Origin of the sequence: Tepidimicrobium xylanilyticum, assembly GCF_900106765.1 — a bacterium.
Taxonomy (GTDB): Bacteria; Bacillota; Clostridia; order Tissierellales; family Tepidimicrobiaceae; genus Tepidimicrobium; species Tepidimicrobium xylanilyticum.
Genome location: NZ_FNNG01000021.1, coordinates 1 through 21324, shown reverse-complemented (window position 1 = coordinate 21324; position 21324 = coordinate 1). Strand labels below are relative to the sequence as shown.

Here is a 21324-nt window from a genome sequence, read left to right as displayed (position 1 = left end):
GAACTGACCCTTGTCAAGTAAACAAGCAATTTAATTAAAATTTATACACATTAGGATGCATGTTTCGATATTCTAAAGGAGCCACGCATCCTAATCCTTTTTGAAATCTTTTTTCATTGTAAAATTTTATATATTGAATTATTTTTTCCCTTAATTTTTCAAGTGTTTTAAACTTCTTACTGTAAAACATTTTAGTCTTTAATATGCCAAAAAACCCTTCCATAGAACCATTATCTATATATTTACCAACTCTTGACATGCTTTGGACCATTCCAGCTTCTTTAATCTTACTTTTGAAAATATTTCCCCTATACTGAAACCCTCTATCACTATGAAATATGGGCTTTGCATCAGGATGTTTTTGTATTGCTTTACCAAACATTTTAAATACAAGTTGATTATTGTTTTTAAAGGATATTTCATATTCAATAATACTGTTATCGTAAATGTCCATAATTGGACTTAAATAAAGCTTTCTATTATTGAAAATTCAGCTACATCTGTAAGCCAGCCTTGGCTGTGAAATCTCTTGCTAATATGTTCTCCTTTGTATACTCTGGCTTTACTCTAATGCGATTAACTTTTTTCTTATAATTCTAGCTGTAATACCTAAAACATTCATAAGCCTATGTATATATCCTTTTGAAAATGACTTATGATTTAGTTTATTAATGAACATGGTCATCTTTCTATACCTTAAAATTTCATCAAATGTTGAATGATATTCAGTAATTAATGAACATAGCAATTCATCTTGTTTTTCTTTTTCAGGTTTAACTCTATTTTTATGTTTGTAGTATCCACTTCTTGAAGTATTTAGAATTTTACATATTTTGGTTGCTGAATAACCTTTATCTTTAAAAAAATCTACGTTTTGTATTCTGCTTCCTGTCTTACTTTTAATAGGGAAGTTTTCTTTCGAATTCCTCTTTTTTTGAAATTGAAGTTCTTACGACGCACAACTTCCTTTGTTGTTCTAATGTCATTGGCAATTCCTTGAAAATTAATATGACCTTTTTCATAATCTTTGCAAGCCTTAATTTTTACTTTTTTACTGTACTTTGGTTTTCTTCCCATAAAAAAATACCTCCAAGTAGATAATCTAATTTTTAATTAATTAGACTGTCTACTTTGGAAGTATTATATCAATTAGGCCTCTCATATTATGCAAATAGACTCTTATCACTTATATTCTTAAACAAGGATAAGAGTTCTTCTTTAGTCAAGTTCTTCTTCATATCTCCACTAATATCTAATACCTTTTTCCCAAGATGTAGCATAATCAATCTATTTCCATATTTAATGGCATATTCTATATTATGAGTTACCATGATGGTAGTTACCCCCTTTTCTCTTACCACCTTATCGGTAATATCCATAACTATTTCACTGGTTTTAGGATCTAAAGCTGCAGTATGCTCATCTAGTAATAATAAATCTGGATTACCAATGGTGGACATGATTAAGGCCAAGGATTGCCTTTGTCCTCCAGAAAGCTGGGAAACGGGGCTGTGTAGTTTTCCCTCTAGATTTAAACCTAAGACTCTCAGTGAATCTCTAAAAAACTCTTCATCCTTTTTATCTATTAGAAATTTTAATCCAAACTTCTTCCCTTTATTATTAGCCATGGCTAAGTTCTCATATATAGTCATAGAAGGATTGGTACCCATAGATGGGTCTTGAAATATCCTAGAAATATTTCTACACCTTTCAAATTCATCTTTTGCCGTTATATCCACCCCGTTTAAAAATATATTACCCTCATCTGCTTTAACCTTTCCAGATATTATATTTAAAAGGGTGGATTTACCTGCTCCATTACTACCAATTAAGGAAATGAAATCGCCTTTATTTATATCCAAGGAGAAATCTTTAAATAATACTTGCTCATTAATATTTCCCTTATTAAATGTTTTAGAGATATTAATTAATTTAAGCATTTCTACTACCTACTTCCCTCAAATTTGAAGAATACTCACTCTTTTCCTTTTTTATTGCATACTTTTTGAATAATCCCCTTCCGTTATCCAGAGATAAAGCAATCACAACTATAATAGAACTAATGAGCTTTAAATCGCTGGGATTAAATCCAACCCTAAGGCTTAAGGCTATACTAGTCCTATAGATTAATGTGCCAAATATACATAATATGCTAGAATTTGAAAACTTAATATTTCTAAATATGGTAAATCCAATTATTATAGAAGCTAGCCCCATAATCATAGTGCCTGTTCCCATATTTATATCGCTAAAACCTTGATATTGGCCAAGTATTCCTCCCGATAAAGCTATGAAAGCATTAGATAGGGCTAAAGCAAATATCTTTATGCTCCCTGTATTAATGCCCAGGGATATGATCATATTCTCATTATCTCCAATGCCCTTTAATAAATAGCCTAGTTTAGTCTTAAAGAACCAAGTAAAAAATAATACTGAAATAGTTGCAAACAAGAATATAATTAATAATGGATTCCTATCCGTAAAAATAGTATTTTGATTGAAAAGGGGGAGATTAGCCATTCCCCCCATTATCCTAAGGTTAACTGAGTAAAGTCCTACCATCACCAAAATGCTAGATAATATATCCTGTATTTTAAGCTTAACGTTCAATACACCAGTTATAGCTCCAGCAATGGCTCCTACCAGCATGGAAACTGCTAATGAAATAAAGGGATTAAATCCTTTAGTAATCAATATAGCAGATACGCTCGCACCTAATGTGAAACTGCCATCCGCTGACAGGTCGGCAAATTTAAGAATTTTATAAGTAATGTAAATGCCCATTACTGCTATCGAAAAAATTAAGCTCTGTTGGATAATCCCAAGTACAAAACTATTCATTTAATTCTCCCCCTCAACTATAACCGCATCTTTTAATATATCCTCTGGGAAAACAATATCTAGTTTATCCGCTATTTCTTTATTTATAGTGAATTCCGTATCCGTTGGCTTTAAAACTGGCAGGTCCTTTATTGCCTTACCTTCTATTATCTCAACAGCCATAAGGCCTGTTTCATAACCTAATTTATAATAGTCTAAACCCTTACAAGCTAAAGCTCCACCTTTTACCATTGGTTCATCTACTCCAATTGCTCCTTTCTTGTTATCTAAAGCTACCTTAGTTATTATGGGCATGCTGGAAGCTATTAGATTATCCGATGGAAGGAATAAGAAATCCACATCTCCAATTTTCCCGCTAAGAGCTGGTTCTATTTCTGATGAATTGGTAACCGGTATTTCTACCACTTCAAGACCTTGCTCCTTAGCTGCTTCTTTCGCCAGTTCTATCTGCACCTGCGAATTTACTTCACTGGTATTATAAGGTATTCCCACCTTCCTAGCATTGGGAAAGATGGTTTTACCTAGCTTAAGTTGTTCCTCTATTGGAACTAGGTCGGTAGTTCCAGTAATATTTCCTTCTGGAGCATCTAAATTTTCAACTAATCCAGCTGCTTTAGGATCTGTTACAGCCGTAAATAATATGGGAATATCTTTAGTAGATTGGAATGCAGCTTGGGCTGATGGGGTAGATATGGCAAGGATTAAATCCTTTTTCTGGGATACGAAATTTTGGGCTATAGTCGTAGTTAAAGCTATATCCCCTTGAGCGAACTGAGTGTCTATTTTAATATTCTTCCCATCTTCATAGCCTTTATCCTTTAAGGCATCTATAAAACCTTCCCGAGCCAAATCTAGAACGGGATTTTCAATTATTTGACTAATTCCTATAGAAACTATCTCTTGGGAATTCCCCGATGAACAGCCATTTAAAGACAAGCTAATAATCAACAATAAAATAAAGCCTAAGCATTTACTTAGACTGGTAAGACGAGTTTTTCCTACCATGCTACCATCCTCCTAATATTAATTTTTGAAGTGTAATTTTATTAAGTTCCTACTAACCTACCTTACTACCCTTTGCCATTTGCCCATCTACAAAATATATGATTAGATTATATTAAGTTTTTAATCTGTTGTCAACATTTTTTTGAAAATTTAATCTACTGCTGGAATAGACCTATGACCTATAGCTATAGCTAAATCGTTTAAATGGAGTAATCCTATGCTTATAAATAGACAAACTACCACATGCTCTCCAGATCTAGCAATTCCTAATTTCCCACCAAAGTTAAGGCCTAAGGCTTTGGAGTTTACTTGGCTTATAGCATCTTTAGTGGCTCCAGCTACTGCTCCTTCATGGACATGGAAATCCTTTATAATTCCAGTCTTTTTTGAAGCAACCAAGGCCCTTTCTATGATCTTTGGAATGGAATTAATTAAATCCCCTCCAATGTCCACAGCAGCACCTTTTATGCCTTTTTTCTCAAACTCATCTATTAAGTCCTTCTCCTCTTCCCTAGTGGATACTGCCAACCTAATAGCTGCCTTTGCAACTTCCGTACTATTATTCATTCAAATCCCTCCCATGATATAATTTTACATTAATTAATAGAAAAGTCCAATAGAAACAAATATATATTGATTATTAAGTTTCATTGTGATACGATTTTTGTTATATAAAAGCTTTCTAAAGTAAATATTTACATTAAGATAGATTTTTATTAGCTAAAGAATAAACCTAATAGGAGGTTAAAAGATGAAGACCAATGTTTATGTACTCTATGGTGGAAAATCTGCAGAACATGAAGTATCTTTAAAATCTGCATCGGCTATAATAAATGCTTTAGATAGAGAAAAATTTAATGTATATCCTATATACATTACTAAGGAAGGTGTCTGGTGTAGTTTAGGATTATTAGAAAAAGAAATCAAAAATGTGGAAGAATTACAAGTTGAATCTTCTCAAAAAGTGGCCCATTCCATAGGAAGGTTTTTAATTGAAACCCTAAAGGTAGGAGAAAAAAACATAATATTTCCAGCTCTCCACGGTACCCACGGTGAAGATGGAACAGTTCAAGGACTATTAGAGCTTATAGATGTGCCTTATGTGGGCAATGGAGTACTTTCCTCTGCAGCAGGTATAGATAAGGTCATAATGAAGAATATATTCGAAAAACATAAGCTCCCTCAAACTAAGTACTTGCCCATAAAATTACATAGGTGGAAGGAAGATGAGGAAAAAACAATTAAGGAAATCGAAGAAAAGCTTAGATACCCCTATTACGTAAAACCAGCAAATTTAGGTTCCAGTGTGGGTATAAATAGGGTGGAAAATAGGGAAGAATTAAATAAGGCCATAGAGGAAGCTTTCCTATACGACACTAAGATAATCATAGAAGAAGAAATGATAGCAAGGGAAATGCAAATATCCGTAATAGGAAACGATTACCCAAAGGCTTCCCTTCCAGGAGAATTCATTATGGAAAGGCCTTTTTTCGACTATAATGCTAAATACATTGATGGGAAAATAATCCCAGTAGTACCAGCTAGGCTAAAACCCGAAGTAACGGAACAGGTTAGAGCATTGGCTGTTAAAGCTTTCAAAGCCTTAGATTGTCGTGGCCTTGCAAGGGTAGATATTTTTGTTACCGACGAAGACGAGTTGTTCATAAACGAAGTAAATACAATGCCTGGTTTCACTGCCTTAAGTATGACTCCAGTACTTTGGAAGGCAACGGATGGCACTACCTATTCAGAGCTAATAGAAAAGCTAATAGAATTGGCCTTTGAAAGATATGAACAAAAGAAATCCCTATTATGGACGAGGTGTACTAAATGATTAAACGTAGTTTGAAAGAAATTGAATTAATGGTAGAAGGAACGGGGTTAAAAGAGGAATTTAAGAACCTTTATATCCACGGGGTTTCCACCGATAGTAGGACAATAACGAAGAATCAGCTATTCATACCCTTAGTAGGGGAAAACTTTAACGGTCATGATTTTATTGAAAAGGCCATAGAAAAGGGAGCTGTTGCCTCCTTATGGAATAAAAGTGAACCTTTACCCTCATTAGATTTTCCTCTAATTCTTGTAGAAGATACCTTAAAAACTCTACAAAAATTGGCTAAAGAGTATAGAAAACAACTAGATATAAAAGTAGTAGGAATAACGGGTAGTAATGGAAAAACCTCTACTAAGGATATTTTAGCTAGCATACTTAGCACTAAGTATAAAACCAAAAAGACTATGGGGAACTTCAATAACCATATAGGCACTCCCCTTACCCTATTAAACCTAGATGAAGATACAGAAATAGCAGTGGTAGAAATGGGGACGGACAAATTTGGTGAAATCTCCTTACTTACCTCTTTAGCAAAACCAGATGTGGCCATAATAACCAATATAGGAGAAGCTCACTTGGAAGATTTAAAGACCAAGGAGAATATCGCAAGAGCAAAATTAGAGATCTTAGAAGGCCTATCTGAAAGAGGATTGTTCATCTATTTTGGCGATGACCCTACATTGAAAAAGGTAATAAAGGATGTTAATATTAAGCAAAAAATTCTCACCTTTGGAGAAGAAGAACACAATGATTACAGATGTAAACTAATTAAAACAGATAAAAGCGGCATATCATTTAAGCTAACAGAGCCAAAGGATGAAGATTTCTTCCTTCCTATGCTGGGAAAACACAATATGTACAATGCCACAGCAGCTATAACTGTAGCTAGATATTTCGATATTCCCTACGATTTAATCAGGGAAGGATTCTACCACGTAGAGAAAACCAGCATGAGAAATGAATTAGTCTTGGCTCAAGGCTTTACCATATTAAATGATTCTTATAAATCAAATCCTTCCAGCCTACTGGCAGCCCTAGATACCCTTTATGATATGGAAGGATATAGTCAGAAAATTGCAGTATTAGGGGATATGTTGGGATTAGGAGAAGATGAAATAGAAATGCATGAGGAAGTAGGCAAAAAAATAGACCCCAATAAGATAGATTACCTATTTACTATTGGCCCCTTTGCTAAATACATTGCTAAAAATGCTAAAATGAGATTTGGAAAGGATAGAGTTATAACGTGCAATGAAAAGCTAGAATTAATTGAAAAATTGAAAAAAGTTCTAAAACCTAACTCTATAATTTTAGTTAAAGCCTCCAGACCCTTAGAATTAGAAGAGGTAGTGGATAGATTAAAAAAAGAAGTAGTGTTGCCAAAAAACCAGGCCATTTAAAGGGATGTGAAGAATACTCACATCTCTTTTTAAAACATTTTTTAATATTAGTAATAAGGCATATGGAAATTTTTATAGGATAAATTTAGAAAAATATAGTATACTAAAATTGATTAGACTATTTCATTAGGGTATTAAATTATAGTAAATAAATTTAGGTTACTCAAATACTAAAGAAGGAGGAAGCTATGTTTAAATTAGGTAATATCTATTATGGCTTTAAATTGATTGAAGAAACTGAAATAAAGGAGATTCAATCTATAGCAAGGATATTTATCCATGAAAGAACGGGAGCAAAATTATTGCATTTGAAAAACGATGATGATAATAAGGTATTTTCCATAGGATTTCGAACCCCCCCATCGGATAGTACGGGAGTTCCCCATATTATTGAACACTGCGTATTATCCGGTTCCAGGAAATATACTACAAAAGAACCCTTTATGGATATGATTAAAGGTTCTTTGCAGACTTTCTTAAATGCTATGACCTTTAGTGACAAAACTCTTTATCCTATCGCCAGCAGAAATGAAAAAGATTTTTTCAATCTAATGGATGTGTATTTAGATGCGGTATTCTACCCTAAAATTTATGAAATTCCTGAAATATTTATGCAGGAAGGTTGGCATTATGAAATATTCAGCGAAGAGGAAAAGATTAGATATAAAGGGGTAGTATATAATGAAATGCAGGGTGCCTATTCTTCTCCAGAAAGAATTTTAGGAGAAGCTATAGGTAAATCCTTATATCCGGATACCTGTTATCAATATTCCTCTGGTGGAAATCCAGATGTAATCCCAGAACTTACCTATGATGATTTTTTAGATTTTCATAGAAAATTTTATCATCCTTCCAATAGCTATATATTCCTATATGGAAATGGTAATATTGAAAAACAATTAAAACATATAGATGAAAATTATTTATCCAATTTCGATAAAGCCCAGATAGATTCAACTATTAAAATTCAAATGCCATTCAGTTCAAGAAATGAAATAATAGACTATTACCCTATTTCGAGTGAAGAAAGCGATGAAAATCGCAGCTACTTAAGCCTAAACTTCGTACTTGGCAAAAATACCGACCCAGAAACCTATCTGATGGCTAACATAATAGGTCAATTATTAGTAGGGTTGGAAGCTGCCCCAATCAAGAAGGCCTTATTAGATGAAGGCATAGGCGAAGATATCTTTCCAATTACCTCTGGTGGATTTCAACCTAGTTTTGGAATAGTTGCTAAAAACACTTCTACAGATAGGAAAAAACAATTCGAAAAGATCATATTTAAAACCTTAACCCATTTAGTTGAAAATGGGATAGATAGAAATTTAATTGAAGCAAGCATAAACATTGTAGAGTACGACCTCAGGGAAGCATCCCGATTCCCAACTAAAGGAATCATCTATAATATGCTATCCTTAGATAGCTGGCTATATGATGGAGATCCTTTGGTCCATCTACAATTTGATAAAACGTTAAATCAGCTTAAATCCAATATTGATACAGGCTATTTTGAAAATTTCATTAAGGAAAAGATGATCAACAACCCTCATAGCTCCATGGTAATAATCGAGCCTAAGAAGGAGTTAGGAGCAGAAAAGCAAAGGGCTTTAGAAGAAAAACTAGAAGAATATAAGAAATCTTTAAGTAAAGAGGAAATAAATAAGCTAATCGAGAGCAATAGAAAGTTAAAAAGAATGCAAGATACCGACGATTCAGAAGAGGCTAAGGCTACCATACCTAAACTCTCCTTATCAGATGTAGAGCTAAAAGCCCAACCTATTCCTCAAGAAGTAATAAAAGAAGATAAGTTAACCATATTAAACCATAATATATTTACTAGTAAAATAGCCTATGTGGACTTTTATTTCGATATAAGCATGATAGATGAAGAATTAATCCCCTATATTAATCTATTGATTGGATTGTTGGGTAAGATAGATACTGAAAAAAGGCCCTACTCTGAATTATCCAATGAAATATACATTCATACTGGTGGCATAAACTTCGATGTTACCTGCTATGACCAAAAGGATAATGATAGCATATATTATCCTAAGCTCATTGTGAATGCAAAAGCCATAGGGAATAATATAATTAAGATGATGGACCTTATTTCCGAATTAATTACCCAATCAAAGATTGAAGATAGAAAGCGCATTAAGGAATTATTCCAGCAAATGAAATCTCGAATAGAAATGACTATATTTGATGCAGGTCACACTGTGGCAGCCAGTAGGGTTAGTTCCTATTTTTCACCTTCTAAGAAGTATATTGAAAGACTAAAGGGCTTAGATTTTTACTGGTTCTTATCCGATATACTTGAAAGATTTGATAAGGATAGCAATGAAATATTAGCCAATTTAAATAAAGTTTATAAAAAAGCATTTAACCTAAATAACTTAATCCTAAGCTTTACAGGAGATGAAGATGATTTTAATATGATAAAATCATCTCTAGATATTGTAACTGAAAAACTCAATAAGGAAGAGTTTAAACCAATAGAATATACCTTTAAGGAGGAAAAATTAAACGAAGGAATTTTGTCCTCTGCCAATGTTCAATATGTTTCAAAGGGATATAATTTTAAAAAACTAGGATTCAATTATAGTGGTAGTATGAAAGTTTTATCTACCATATTGAGCAGGGATTATCTTCACAATAAGATTAGAGCTCAAGGTGGTGCTTATGGTGCAGGCATACTATTAGATACAACAGGTCATATTGTAACCTACTCCTATAGAGATCCTAATTTAGATAAGACTATAAAAGTTTACGATAAGATGGCCGATTATATTGATAATTTAAATATTTCCGAAGAAGAGTTGACCACCTATATTATAGGAACCATAAGCCAATTAGACCCAGCAACCACTCCACATATGAGGGGGCAAATTGCAACTAATAGATATATATCCGGTATAACTCAAGAAGATATCCAAAAAACAAGAGATGAAGTCCTAGCTACCAAACTTGAAGATTTAAAGACCTTTGTGCCTTTAATAGACAAAGCCATGAAGGAAGATTATCTATGCGTATTAGGTAATGAGAGTATGATTAGGCAAAACGAAAAATTATTTAATAAGTTAGTGCAATTGAAGAAATAGGATAAATAGATTCAAATTAAAAGCACAGTAGGCATCTGCTATAGAGATCCCTCTGTGCTTTTTATTGTTTTATATACTATCTCAATTCTTCTTCACTATACTTTGGAACATTGCTATTGAATTCCTCCTGTATTTCCCTTCTTAAATTTTCATCTGTAAGTATTTCGTATCCCGTTAAAGCCATGGCCATAGCTGCCTTTATCATCTGTTCATGAGCTCTAGGGCTATTGGCAGCCTTTGTGAAATCTATAGAATGGGAATTAACCCCTTTATCTGCAATTTTAATATAGGAATGGATGGATGGAATTTTAAGGCTCACATTTCCTATATCTGAACCACCATATTTCATGTCCGGGTCTGGGTATTCCATTTTTATACCAAATTGGGCAATATTATCCTTAAGCCTTTCGTCTATAGCCCTATTTGGATATCTTTCGGCATACATTAGACCCTTTTTAATATTCCCTTTAACCCCTATTAATTTTTCCACCGTTTCGACTATATGCTCAATGTACCCCACAACCTTATTCAAATCCTTCACCGTATCTGCCCTAACTGCAAACTCACAAGCAGCATAATCGGGTATTATATTTGCAGCTACTCCTCCATTGGTTATAATACCATTTACATTTGTCTTTAATGGAAATAAAGCTCTAAAATGGTCTATCATGTTAAAGGTCTGTATTACAGCTTGTAAAGCATTGATTCCTCCCTCTGGAAAGGAAGAATGGACGGATTTGCCATGATACTCTATTTTTATACCCCTAGTTGCTAATCCTCCTCGGCAGATTAAATTATTTACACATGGATGCATCATTAAAGCATAATCTATATCATCAAAACACCCTTTTTCCAACATTATAATCTTTCCGCCGCCACCTTCCTCTGCTGGAGTCCCCAATAGGACAATCCTACCATCTAAATATTCTGCAACCTCTTTCAAGCCTATAGCAGCCCCTACAGCCATAGCGGCTATTAAATTATGACCACACCCATGCCCTATTTCTGGTAGAGCATCATATTCTGCTAAAAAGGCTACTGTAGATCCATTATTCCTACCCTGGTATTCTGCCCTAAAAGCAGTTTTAAGGCCTCCTATCCCTTTTTCAACAATAAAGCCATGCTTTTCTAACACTTCAGTTATATATTCAACCGCTTTAAACTCCTCAAAGGCCAGTTCCGGATTTTCATGAATTTTATTGCTTAAATCGATTAGCTCTTCCTTCATATTTTGGATTTTATCTATTATTAAATCTCTAACCTTCATAGGCACGTGCTCCTTTAATAATATTTTATGAAATGGGATATATTTAAATAGTTGATACTATTTCATGAAAGTCCTTTACCAAATTTTTAACCTTTTCCTCTCCAATCTCTTCCATACTTTTCCCCATCTCTATATAATATTTACCTATATAATCATCTATCTTCATCTTAAAGCTTGCATCTGCCTTATTATAAAAATTGCCTAATATGAAAGCAATGGCAATAAAGGGATCCCTTTTGATAAAATTTGCATCTGCTATGCCACCAAGTCCATATTTATCGCATTTAAATATGGCTTTCACCGTTACCTCTATTTGATAAGCATACTCCTGAGGATTAAACATTAAATCACCTCCATAAAACATGATCATAAGAATATATTCTCCCAATTTAATTATATCATTGGAATAATATGGGTTCAATTGCCAAGGTAAAACTTGCATATCCCAAGCGTTCCTCTAAAAGAAAAATAGGCAGTAAATTCACTGCCTATCAATTCCTACTTCAGTATACTAAACTCTATTTCCACTTGTTCTTCCTTGCCATTTCTGGTGATACTTAATTTTGCTTTATCCCCTTTCTTATATTTATATAGGGATCTTTTCAATTGGTTCATGTTTTTTATCTCTTGGTCATCAATTTTAGTTATGATATCTCCAGCCCTTAAATTAGCCTTATCTGCAGGGGAGTTTGGAACTACTTCAAGTATTATCACCCCTTCATCGGCTGTTAATTCTATACCCAATCGCCTTTCATATAGTTCTACTTCTACACCTGTTATACCAACGAATACAGTTTTATAGGTACCTTCCTTTACTACCTGTTCTATTATAGGTTTTACGGTATTTATGGGAATGGCAAAACCTAAGCCTTCTGCTGTCTTTATCTTGGCTGTATTTATGCCTATTACTTCTCCTTTACTATTCAATAGTGGCCCTCCACTATTGCCTTCGTTAATGGATGCATCCGTCTGAATCAAATCTTCAATAACATTATATTGGTCTACTTGAATTGACCTATGAAGACCGGATATGATCCCTGAGGTAACTGTCCTTTGAAATTCCATTCCCAGTGGGTTCCCTATGGCAATGGCAATTTCTCCTACCTCCAATTTATCTGAATCCCCTAAAGTAGCTACTGGGAGGTTTGTTGCATCTATTTTTACTATAGCTAAATCTGTTAAATTATCGTTCCATAATACTGTACCTTGCACTTTATCGCCATTTTCAAGTAACACCATTATCTCCTTAGCATTTCCATCCCCTACTACATGGGAATTGGTAAGAATATAACCATTCTTATCCACTATTACACCAGAACCTACTCCATCTATCTCCTGAGAGAAGAATCCAAAGTTCTGTACTTCTTTAGTGGTAATGCCTACTACGCTGCTCATGGCCTTCTTAGCTGCCAAAGAAATAGCATTTATGCTGCCACCCTCTATATTGTATATTATATTGTCGTTATAACTATTAGCCTGTTCTTCCAATGATGGCAGCATATCTGCATATAAGTAATTTATAGCAATATAGGGGGATATCAGGCCACCAATAATAGATGATATCAAAGCAATAGCCACATAGGATAATATCCTTTTTCTTCTCTCCTTTCTCTTTTCTTTATTATTATCAACAGTTATACTTATACTTTCCTTTTCTTTATACTGATTTTCCTCATGGTTTTCAACTTCTGTATCAATACCTTCTATTATCTCCATCATCTGATCTAAATCCCTTTTTTCATCATCCACTTTAATCAACCTCCTTTTAAACAATCCTATATTGTCAGCTCTACATATAGATTAGTCCATGAATGTAAAAAAAATATAGTTAGATTATGTTTTTGTTGTAAAAATATTTTTTGACTTTTTTACAATTTACCATAATTATTTTATATGTATAACATACATTTTATATATTCTAAAAAATAGTAACCAGAAATTGAAATACTATTTTTTGATATAATAATTGTAGATTATTTAATTATCGACTTAAGGAGGGAATAGTTATGGGCTTTAGAATATATCTAGTAGAAGATGACAATAATTTAAACTTGGTATTAACTACCTATCTGAAAAAGGAAGGTTGGCAGGTAACTTCTTTTTTGACTGGAAAAGACGCCAAAAATGCCATTAAAAATACCCCAGATTTGTGGATTTTAGATATTATGTTACCAGACATAGATGGATATCAGCTTATTAAGGAAATTAAGCTAACCTCTCCAAAAGTCCCTGTCATATTTATTTCTGCTAGAGATGCAGACATAGATAGGGTCTTAGGTTTAGAATTGGGAAGCGACGATTACTTGGCTAAACCCTTCCTTCCTAGAGAGTTGGTTATAAGAACTAGAAATCTACTGGAGCGAGTCTATGGTCTTAACAATGAAGTGCTAGATATTCCTCCTTATACCATAGAAGAAAGGTCCAGAAGAGTTAAATCAAAAGGAGAATTAATAGATTTGACTTCAAAGGAATTTGATCTATTACTCTATTTTGCCAAAAATCAAGGTATTGCTCTTTCCCGAGAGCAGATTTTAGAAACTATTTGGGGAGTTGACTACTTTGGTACTGATAGGGTAGTAGACGACTTGGTTCGTAGACTCAGGAAAAAGATGTCTCATTTAAGAATAGAAACCATATATGGCTATGGATATAGGATGATAGAAAATGATAAATAAGATGAAGAATTGGCCTTTATCAATTCAAATATGGATAGTTTTTGCTACCATTACTCTAGGCATATCCTTGATACTATCCTTTATATTACCATTGACTTTAAAGGATTTCTTCACCAATGAAATATATATAACCATAGAATCGGCTCAAACCCTTCTGTTTAATCAATATGACCTACGTTCAATAATGGATTTGTTGGAATCCCAAGGACCAGAAAAATCAAGGCAGACCTTAGAAAATATCCGTACAGTTAACCATTTTATCGTATATGAGGATAGCCCAATAATTTTCCCTTATACTTTCCCATTAGATTTCTTAAATGAAGTAAGGAATCAAGCATTAACCCAAAAAAACAACAGCGAAAGGTACAGTGGAAAAGTGGGAACAGAAAAGATATTCTACGTAATAACGAAGGGTAAAGCTTTAAACCAAAACGCCTATTTGGTTTCCTATATGTGGGACTCTTATAGAGAGGATTTAGTCCAAACTTTATTTAGGAAACTAGCAATTGCCATGTTTCTAGTTTTTATCTTAAGCTGGATTCCTGCCATATTATTAGCTAGACACCTATCCAGCCCTTTGGTTAGCTTGGAAAAACGAGTGGGAAAACTTGCAAATAATGAATGGGATGAACCTGTAGAACTTGATAGAAGTGATGAAATAGGTAAATTAGGAGAATCCATAGAAAGGCTTAGAAACCAGTTAATATATCAGCAGGAAATGCAGCAGTCTTTTTTGCAGCATGTGTCTCATGAATTAAAGACACCTGTAATGGTTATCCGCAGCTTTTCCCAGGCTATTAGAGATGGAATCTATCCAAAAGGCGATTTAAACTGCTCCGTAAAAGTAATAGATGAGGAAGCAGAAAGATTAGAAAAGCGCATAAGGAACTTACTTTATATAACAAAATTAGATTATTTAAACAATTATAATATACTTTACGCAATCTTTTCTTTAGATGAATTGATAAAGGACGTAATAGATCGGCTATCTTGGAGCAGAACGGATATCGATTGGAGATTGGATTTACCACCAACCAATATCAAAGGGGATGTGGAACAATGGAGAGTGGTTGTAGAAAATTTATTAGATAACCAGATTAGATATGCAAAAAACTCAATATCCATATCTTTAAAGAACATAGATGACAAGGTACTTCTTAGGTTTTGGAATAACGGGCCTAACATAGAGCCAGAAACTTTAAATTCTCTATTTACCAAGTTTAATAAGGGATATAAAGGGGAATTTGGCCTTGGATTGGCCATTGCCCAAAGGATTATAACCTTACATGGAGGTAAAATCTGGGCTGAAAACGAAAAAGAAGAAGGAGTATCTTTTTATGTAGAGATACCTATGGATTAGATTAATCCATAAGTTTAAATATATATCATTCCAAAAACCATTTAAGCAATTTGGAAACAATTAGGCACTAGGAAAGCAACACTGCTACCATAAATTTGCATATAATTTATCCCCATTAACATCAAAATATTTAGATACATTAACAATGTCTATAATCGGATTCGTTACCTTTCCCCCTTGCAATGCTTATCCACCATATTAATAATATCTGGAAAATATATGAAATCAATCCAATTGTAATACATTAAATTAAGGAAGGACTAAAGTCCTTCCTTATAATATTATATTAGCTTTTTCACTTCCTCTAATACTTTATCATAATCGGGATGAGTTTTCACCTCTTTTACATATTCAACGTATCTTACAGTGTTATCCCTGTCTAAAACTACTATCCCCCTGCTTAAAAGTCGATGTTCTTCAATAACAAATCCATAATTTAAACCAAAGGAAAGATCTCTATGATCTGATAAAGTTATAACCTTATCTATTTTATTAGCACTGCAGAATCTATCTTGTGCAAAGGGCAAATCTACGCTAATAGTTAATATTAATACATCCTTTAACTTAGCAGCTTCCTCATTAAAACGGATAGTTTGAAGTTCACAGATTCCTGTATCCAAAGATGGTACTACACTGATAATCTTAATGCTGTCCCCTGTATCCTTTAATGAATACTCTGTCAAATCCTTTTTAAGAGCTGTAAAATCTGGAGCCTTATCTCCTACTTTGATCTCCTTACCAATTAAGGTTACAGGGTTTCCTCCCATAGTTACTATACCCCTTCTCTTTTCTACCATTTTTCATCCTCCTAAAATGTATTTCAATCATTATATTAATACCCTGCTGCTTTTCTTATACTCAACCTAATTCAATTTAACCTTATATTAAATCCTTCACTTTTCCATAAGCTAGGATTGAGTAATATAAGTAGAGTAAATATTTCTAACCTACCTAACAACATACATACAGACATAACAAATTTTGATAAATCACTAAATCCACTATAGCTTCTCGATGGACCTGCAAAGCCAAAGGCAGGCCCAACATTTCCTAGAGTAGATGCTACAGCACTTGTAGCACTTTCAAAATCAACTCCATCTAAAGAAACTATCATAGTGGTTATTATAAATATGAAAATGAAAAGAGCAAAGAAACTTGATATACCAGCAATAATGTTATTTGATATAACTTTGCCATCTACCTTTATGGGGATAACAGCTCTAGGATGTAATATCCTATAAAACTCTCTTCTAATTGACTTTAGCAGTACCACAATTCTGATGTTTTTAATTCCACCTGCAGTTGAACCAGCACATCCGCCTATAAACATTAGAGCAAATAAAATGACCTTACTAAATGTTGGCCATTTATCAAAATCTACTGTGACATAACCCGTAGTAGTTATAATTGAAGATACTTGAAAAAAAGAATCCCTTAGTGCTATTCCAAAATTGTTGTACTTCATTGGACTATAAATATTTATTGCTATTAATATTACGGAAAACAATATAGTTCCAAGATAAAACCTTAATTCATTATTTCTTACAACTTCTCTCCATTTCCCTTTAACAAGCAAATAATGTAGGGAAAAGTTAGCTCCACATAATGTCATGAATATGCCAATTACTAAATGTATATAAGTGCTTTGGTAATAACCTACACTAATAGCCTTAATTCCGAATCCTCCTGTACCTACTGTACCAAAAGTATGAAGAGCAGAATCATAAAGAGACATTCCTCCTAAAACAAGTAAAATAATCTGTATAATAGTTATTGATGTATATATAGTATATAAAATCTTAGCAGTATCCCTAACTCTTGGTACAATCCTATCTGGTGTCGGACCAGGACTTTCTGTTTTATATATTTGAAAACCTCCTATACCCAACATTGGCATAAGTGCAACTGTAAATACCAATATGCCCATTCCGCCAATCCAATGAGTAAAAGATCTCCAAAATAGGACCCCTTTAGGGAATGACTCTATATTATCAACTATTGAAGCCCCCGTGGTTGTAAAACCAGACACTGTCTCAAAAAAAGCATCAATCCATGAAGGAATAGTATTAGAAAATATAAAAGGCAGTGCACCAAATATAGATACTAATATCCATCCAAATCCTACGATTGCTAAGCCTTCTTTAATTTGAATATCTTTTTTATATTTAAATACCCTACTCATCACAAATCCTACTGCACCAGTTATTATTATACTTAACAATATTGCCTTCCAATCATAACTACCATAAAAAAAAGCAACTAATAAGGAGGGAACCATTAGCCCAGCTTCTACTATTAGTAAATGCCCTAATATACTAGTAATTGCCCCAAAATTCATTTAATATGCCTCCTTTATTAACAGGACTTATTAATTTATTCAACATAGGTATATCAGATGCTAGTGAAAATACAATAATCCTATCATTGCCGTATATTATGCTATTTCCATCTGGTATTATTACCTCCCCATTATGAACAATTGCTCCTATGATTATACCCTTAGGTAACCCTACTTTAGATAAAGGCTTTCCAACTATAGGAGAATCTTTACCAACAATCATCTCTGTTACTTCTCCTTCTCCTCCCAATAATAATGAAACGGAAACTACTTTACCGCCTTTTATATATTTTAATATATCGCTAACAGTTATATTAACTGGATTTAAAGCTATATCCACATCTAGCCTATCCACTATATAAGCATAATTAGGCCTGCTTATCTTTGCTATAGTTTTGTTTACTCCAGATTGTTTAGCCAATAAGGCCATTAATAAGTTTAACTCATCAAATCCTGTAACCCCTACAAATGTATCATAGGATTCTAAATCCTCTTCTTGTAAAAGATTCATGTCGGTGCCATCACCATAAATTACTAAGGTATGGTCTAATTTTTCTGCTAAATATTCACATCTTTCCTTATCCTTTTCTATAATAGTTACATTCATTCCCGATTCTTCCAATTTACTAGCTAGATAATAACCAATATTTCCTCCTCCTAAAATTAAGACCTTTTTAGATTTAAGCTTTTTCATATTCACTCCAAGTCTTTCTGCAAGCTTATTTATATTTTCATTTTTACCTATTACATAAATAACGTCATTTGCCATTACCTTAGTAGAACCATTTGGAATTATTAATTCACCATTCCGAAATATACCAGTAATAAGCAATCCATCTAAACCATCTAAATCCATTATCCGTTTTCCAGCAAAAGGATTAGTACTTCCTATGTGAAAATCAAACATAGATACTTTACCTTTAGCAAAATCCCCAATAAAAAAATTATAAGTCTTTGATACGTATCTTTTTATCTCAATGGCAGTTGCCAAGTCTGGGTTAATAATAAAATCTACTCCAAATTGTTTCCTTACAAAATCCAACTGTTCAATAAATTCTGGATTCCTAATTCTTGCTATTGTCTTTTTACAATTTAGATTCTTTGCCAAAGTACATATCAAAGTATTAACTTCATCACTATCTGTAGTAGCTACAAGTAGGTCATAGGCTCCTACATCTAGTTCCTTTAATGTTCCAAGCTGCATTCCATTAGCTTGGATGGTAAATACATCCAGGTGGCTATTTATATTTTCCAATATCTCACTATTTATATCAACTAGAGTCACATCAATATCTTCATTATTCATTGCTTCAGCTAGTTTATAACCTAGTTTCCCAGCTCCTACAATCATTACTTTCATTTGAATCATCTCCTAAATTAAATATTCAACACTATTATAACAGCTCCAAAGTTAATAAAAAAGTTATTATAATATTTTAGTTGTAAATTCTTACATTAATTTCTGTTACATTATATAATTTCAACACTTTTTTAATAATTATTAAATAACCCTTGTTGGTATACTATGGTATAATTATGTCAAATAACATGTTGTCTTATAAAACGTAGATAAATTAGGATGGCGAGGTTTTACTATGAATATTAAAAAGTTTTCCCTAATCTCCATAATTCTATTGGTATTACTCTGTTTAATTGGCTGTTCTGAAGAATTCACCTGTTCAATAGTAAATTGCAAAATTAAATCCGGAGAAGAAATTACCTTTTTCATTGCTACAGACCCCCACCATCTATCTAAGAAAACCTATGATGATGGAGAAGCCTTCGATTGGTTTCTTAATTCTGGAGACGGCAAACTTCTCCATTATACGGATGAGATAATAGATGCTTTTACCCTAGATGTTGAAAATGGGAAGCCAGATATTTTGATTATCCCAGGAGATCTGACCTGTAATGGAGAAAAGGAAAGCCATTTAGAAATGGCAGAAAAATTGGATACTATCAAAAAGCTAGGAGTCCAAGTATTTGTAATACCTGGTAACCATGATATAGAGAATCCTTGGGCAAGACATTATTTTGGAGATGAGATGATTAAGATAGATTCCATTACGGATAAAGAATTTGTAGAAATCTACGGTTCCTTTGGCTATAAGGATGCAATTTCTAGGGACAGCCATTCCTTAAGCTATCTGGCAGCCCCTGCAGAGGATGTTTGGCTTTTGATGTTAGATTCGGCCAAATACAAACGGAATAAGGTAAGAACTGCACCAGAAATGGGTGGCGAAATACCAAGTAAGACCTTTAACTGGATAAGGGAATGTGCTAATTTAGCAAAGGAAAATGGGGCTCAAATTATTGCAGTTATGCACCACAGTTTAATAGATCATAATGAAGTAGTAAATGAAAATTATACCCTAGACAACAGCCAAGAAGTAATAGACCTACTCCTTGACTGTAATATTCAAATTGTATTATCAGGCCACATACATATACAAGATATAAAATCTCATAGAAGGGACAATAAAATAATTTACGATATTGCCACATCCTGTCTAGTAGCCTTTCCCAATCAGTATGGAGTATTAGAATTTGTACCTAATGAGGGATTTGAATATTCAACGAGGAGAGTAGATGTCTATGCTTGGGCCTGGGAAAATGAAATTAAAGATAGAAATTTAAATAATTTCAATAAATATTCTAGAGATTTCTTTAGACGTAGGTCCTACGATAAATATTACGATTCTTTATTGGAAATTAGTAAATTCTCCGATAGAGAAATGAAGGCCATCTCAGAAACGGTGGCAGAACTCAATTTGAAATACTTTGCTGGTTTTAGGAATGAACTATTACACGATATTTTTACAACAAAAGGATTTAAAATATTATTAGATACAGCCCCATTTTTTATAAGAGATTATGTATTGAGTATGTTTGATGATGAAAGGACGGATAATAATAAAGTTTTTATCCCCCTAAAATCTTATTAAGAAAATATATAATTATTTTCTCAGATCCTATCATGTTATTAGTATTTTTTATAAGAATTTGGGTATCTATAAATTAACTTAATAATGATTTTAGGGAGTGGTTTAGATGAAAAAAATTATAACCATTGAATACTGTACAGCTTGAGGTTATCTACCGAGGGCAGTTGCCCTTTCCAACAATCTACTGGGAGAACATAAAAACAAAATTTCTGAAATAAAAATAATTCCCTCTTCCAACGGTGTATTTGAAGTAACTATTGACAACGAACTGATATTTTCCAAGAAGAAATTAGATAGGTTTCCTGAAGAAAATGAAGTAGAAAATATAGTCAAGGAAAAATTGGGTTAATTATTAACAATTATCCCCTTCATTGAATTAATGAAGGGGATAATATACTATAGCCTAAAACGGCGATAATTCCCTGGAAAAGTGGATATTTGTTGTTTAATATTTTGAGACTGTAATAAATTTTGTGCTTTAAGTAAGTTTGATTACTCTGATCTGACAAGAAAATTTAGATTAAATTTAGATAATAATTTTTCAAATTT

The 21324-nt window shown here is 33.2% G+C and carries 18 protein-coding genes and 1 pseudogene; 7 read left to right on the top strand and 12 right to left on the bottom strand.

The genetic code is table 11. The features are described 5' to 3' along the window. Positions 1-34 precede the first annotated feature (34 nt). The 6 genes from BLV68_RS14385 to BLV68_RS14360 form a co-directional block, all read right to left on the bottom strand. Complete coding sequence (locus BLV68_RS14385) at positions 35-490, bottom strand: IS3 family transposase (RefSeq protein ID WP_268807639.1); 456 nt, start codon at positions 488-490, stop codon at positions 35-37. A gap of 377 nt (positions 491-867) precedes the next feature. Beyond that, entirely contained in the window at positions 868-1077 is a 210-nt protein-coding gene (locus BLV68_RS14380; protein WP_093755022.1) for a hypothetical protein, read from the bottom strand. Between the two features lie 86 nt (positions 1078-1163). Next, on the bottom strand, positions 1164-1940 hold the full coding sequence (locus tag BLV68_RS14375) for an ABC transporter ATP-binding protein (RefSeq protein ID WP_093755020.1): 777 nt from the start codon (positions 1938-1940) through the stop codon (positions 1164-1166). Then, positions 1933-2841, bottom strand: a complete 909-nt coding sequence (locus BLV68_RS14370) for an ABC transporter permease (RefSeq protein WP_093755018.1) — start codon at positions 2839-2841, stop codon at positions 1933-1935. The genes BLV68_RS14375 and BLV68_RS14370 overlap by 8 nt, the downstream gene beginning before the upstream one ends. Next, positions 2842-3846: an ABC transporter substrate-binding protein gene (locus tag BLV68_RS14365; protein WP_093755016.1), complete on the bottom strand. Its 1005-nt coding sequence runs from the start codon at positions 3844-3846 to the stop codon at positions 2842-2844. 150 nt (positions 3847-3996) lie between these two features. Continuing rightward, positions 3997-4413: a HutP family protein gene (locus tag BLV68_RS14360; protein WP_093755014.1), complete on the bottom strand. Its 417-nt coding sequence runs from the start codon at positions 4411-4413 to the stop codon at positions 3997-3999. A gap of 184 nt (positions 4414-4597) precedes the next feature. Between BLV68_RS14360 and BLV68_RS14355 the strand changes: the two genes are divergently transcribed. From BLV68_RS14355 to BLV68_RS14345, 3 genes are all read left to right on the top strand, one after another. After that, positions 4598-5680, top strand: a complete 1083-nt coding sequence (locus BLV68_RS14355) for a D-alanine--D-alanine ligase (protein ID WP_093755012.1) — start codon at positions 4598-4600, stop codon at positions 5678-5680. Continuing rightward, positions 5677-7083 (top strand): UDP-N-acetylmuramoyl-tripeptide--D-alanyl-D-alanine ligase, encoded by a 1407-nt coding sequence (locus BLV68_RS14350; protein ID WP_093755010.1) that lies wholly within the window; start codon positions 5677-5679, stop codon positions 7081-7083. Before BLV68_RS14355 ends, BLV68_RS14350 begins: the two co-directional genes overlap by 4 nt. A gap of 188 nt (positions 7084-7271) precedes the next feature. Next, positions 7272-10190, top strand: coding sequence for an insulinase family protein (locus BLV68_RS14345; RefSeq protein WP_093755008.1), 2919 nt, complete (start codon positions 7272-7274; stop codon positions 10188-10190). A gap of 76 nt (positions 10191-10266) precedes the next feature. Here the strand turns inward: BLV68_RS14345 and BLV68_RS14340 are convergent, their stop codons facing one another. From BLV68_RS14340 to htrA, 3 genes are all read right to left on the bottom strand, one after another. Further along, positions 10267-11457, bottom strand: a complete 1191-nt coding sequence (locus BLV68_RS14340; RefSeq protein WP_093755006.1) for a M20 family metallopeptidase — start codon at positions 11455-11457, stop codon at positions 10267-10269. Positions 11458-11500: 43 nt separating this feature from the next. Then, positions 11501-11800: a hypothetical protein gene (locus tag BLV68_RS14335; RefSeq protein WP_093755004.1), complete on the bottom strand. Its 300-nt coding sequence runs from the start codon at positions 11798-11800 to the stop codon at positions 11501-11503. A gap of 155 nt (positions 11801-11955) precedes the next feature. Next, positions 11956-13206, bottom strand: a complete 1251-nt coding sequence (htrA, locus tag BLV68_RS14330) for a serine protease HtrA (RefSeq protein ID WP_093755002.1) — start codon at positions 13204-13206, stop codon at positions 11956-11958. Between the two features lie 257 nt (positions 13207-13463). Here htrA and BLV68_RS14325 point away from each other — a divergent pair, with 257 nt between their 5' ends. Both BLV68_RS14325 and BLV68_RS14320 read left to right on the top strand, forming a co-directional pair. After that, on the top strand, positions 13464-14132 hold the full coding sequence (locus BLV68_RS14325) for a response regulator transcription factor (protein WP_093755000.1): 669 nt from the start codon (positions 13464-13466) through the stop codon (positions 14130-14132). Beyond that, positions 14122-15492 (top strand): sensor histidine kinase, encoded by a 1371-nt coding sequence (locus tag BLV68_RS14320; RefSeq protein WP_200773808.1) that lies wholly within the window; start codon positions 14122-14124, stop codon positions 15490-15492. Before BLV68_RS14325 ends, BLV68_RS14320 begins: the two co-directional genes overlap by 11 nt. Before the next feature lie 281 nt (positions 15493-15773). Here BLV68_RS14320 and tpx read toward each other — a convergent pair whose 3' ends face one another. From tpx to trkA, 3 genes are all read right to left on the bottom strand, one after another. Continuing rightward, positions 15774-16289 (bottom strand): thiol peroxidase, encoded by a 516-nt coding sequence (gene tpx / locus BLV68_RS14315; protein WP_093754998.1) that lies wholly within the window; start codon positions 16287-16289, stop codon positions 15774-15776. A gap of 71 nt (positions 16290-16360) precedes the next feature. Continuing rightward, positions 16361-17830, bottom strand: a complete 1470-nt coding sequence (locus BLV68_RS14310; protein ID WP_093754996.1) for a TrkH family potassium uptake protein — start codon at positions 17828-17830, stop codon at positions 16361-16363. Then, entirely contained in the window at positions 17808-19190 is a 1383-nt protein-coding gene (trkA, locus tag BLV68_RS14305; RefSeq protein WP_093754994.1) for a Trk system potassium transporter TrkA, read from the bottom strand. Before trkA ends, BLV68_RS14310 begins: the two co-directional genes overlap by 23 nt. 235 nt (positions 19191-19425) lie before the next feature. Between trkA and BLV68_RS14300 the strand changes: the two genes are divergently transcribed. Together BLV68_RS14300 and BLV68_RS16170 are read left to right on the top strand one after the other, a co-directional pair. Further along, positions 19426-20775, top strand: a complete 1350-nt coding sequence (locus BLV68_RS14300; RefSeq protein ID WP_093754992.1) for a metallophosphoesterase — start codon at positions 19426-19428, stop codon at positions 20773-20775. Between the two features lie 157 nt (positions 20776-20932). Next, positions 20933-21124: pseudogene (locus BLV68_RS16170) on the top strand (Rdx family protein); the annotation flags it as partial. Positions 21125-21324 lie beyond the last annotated feature (200 nt).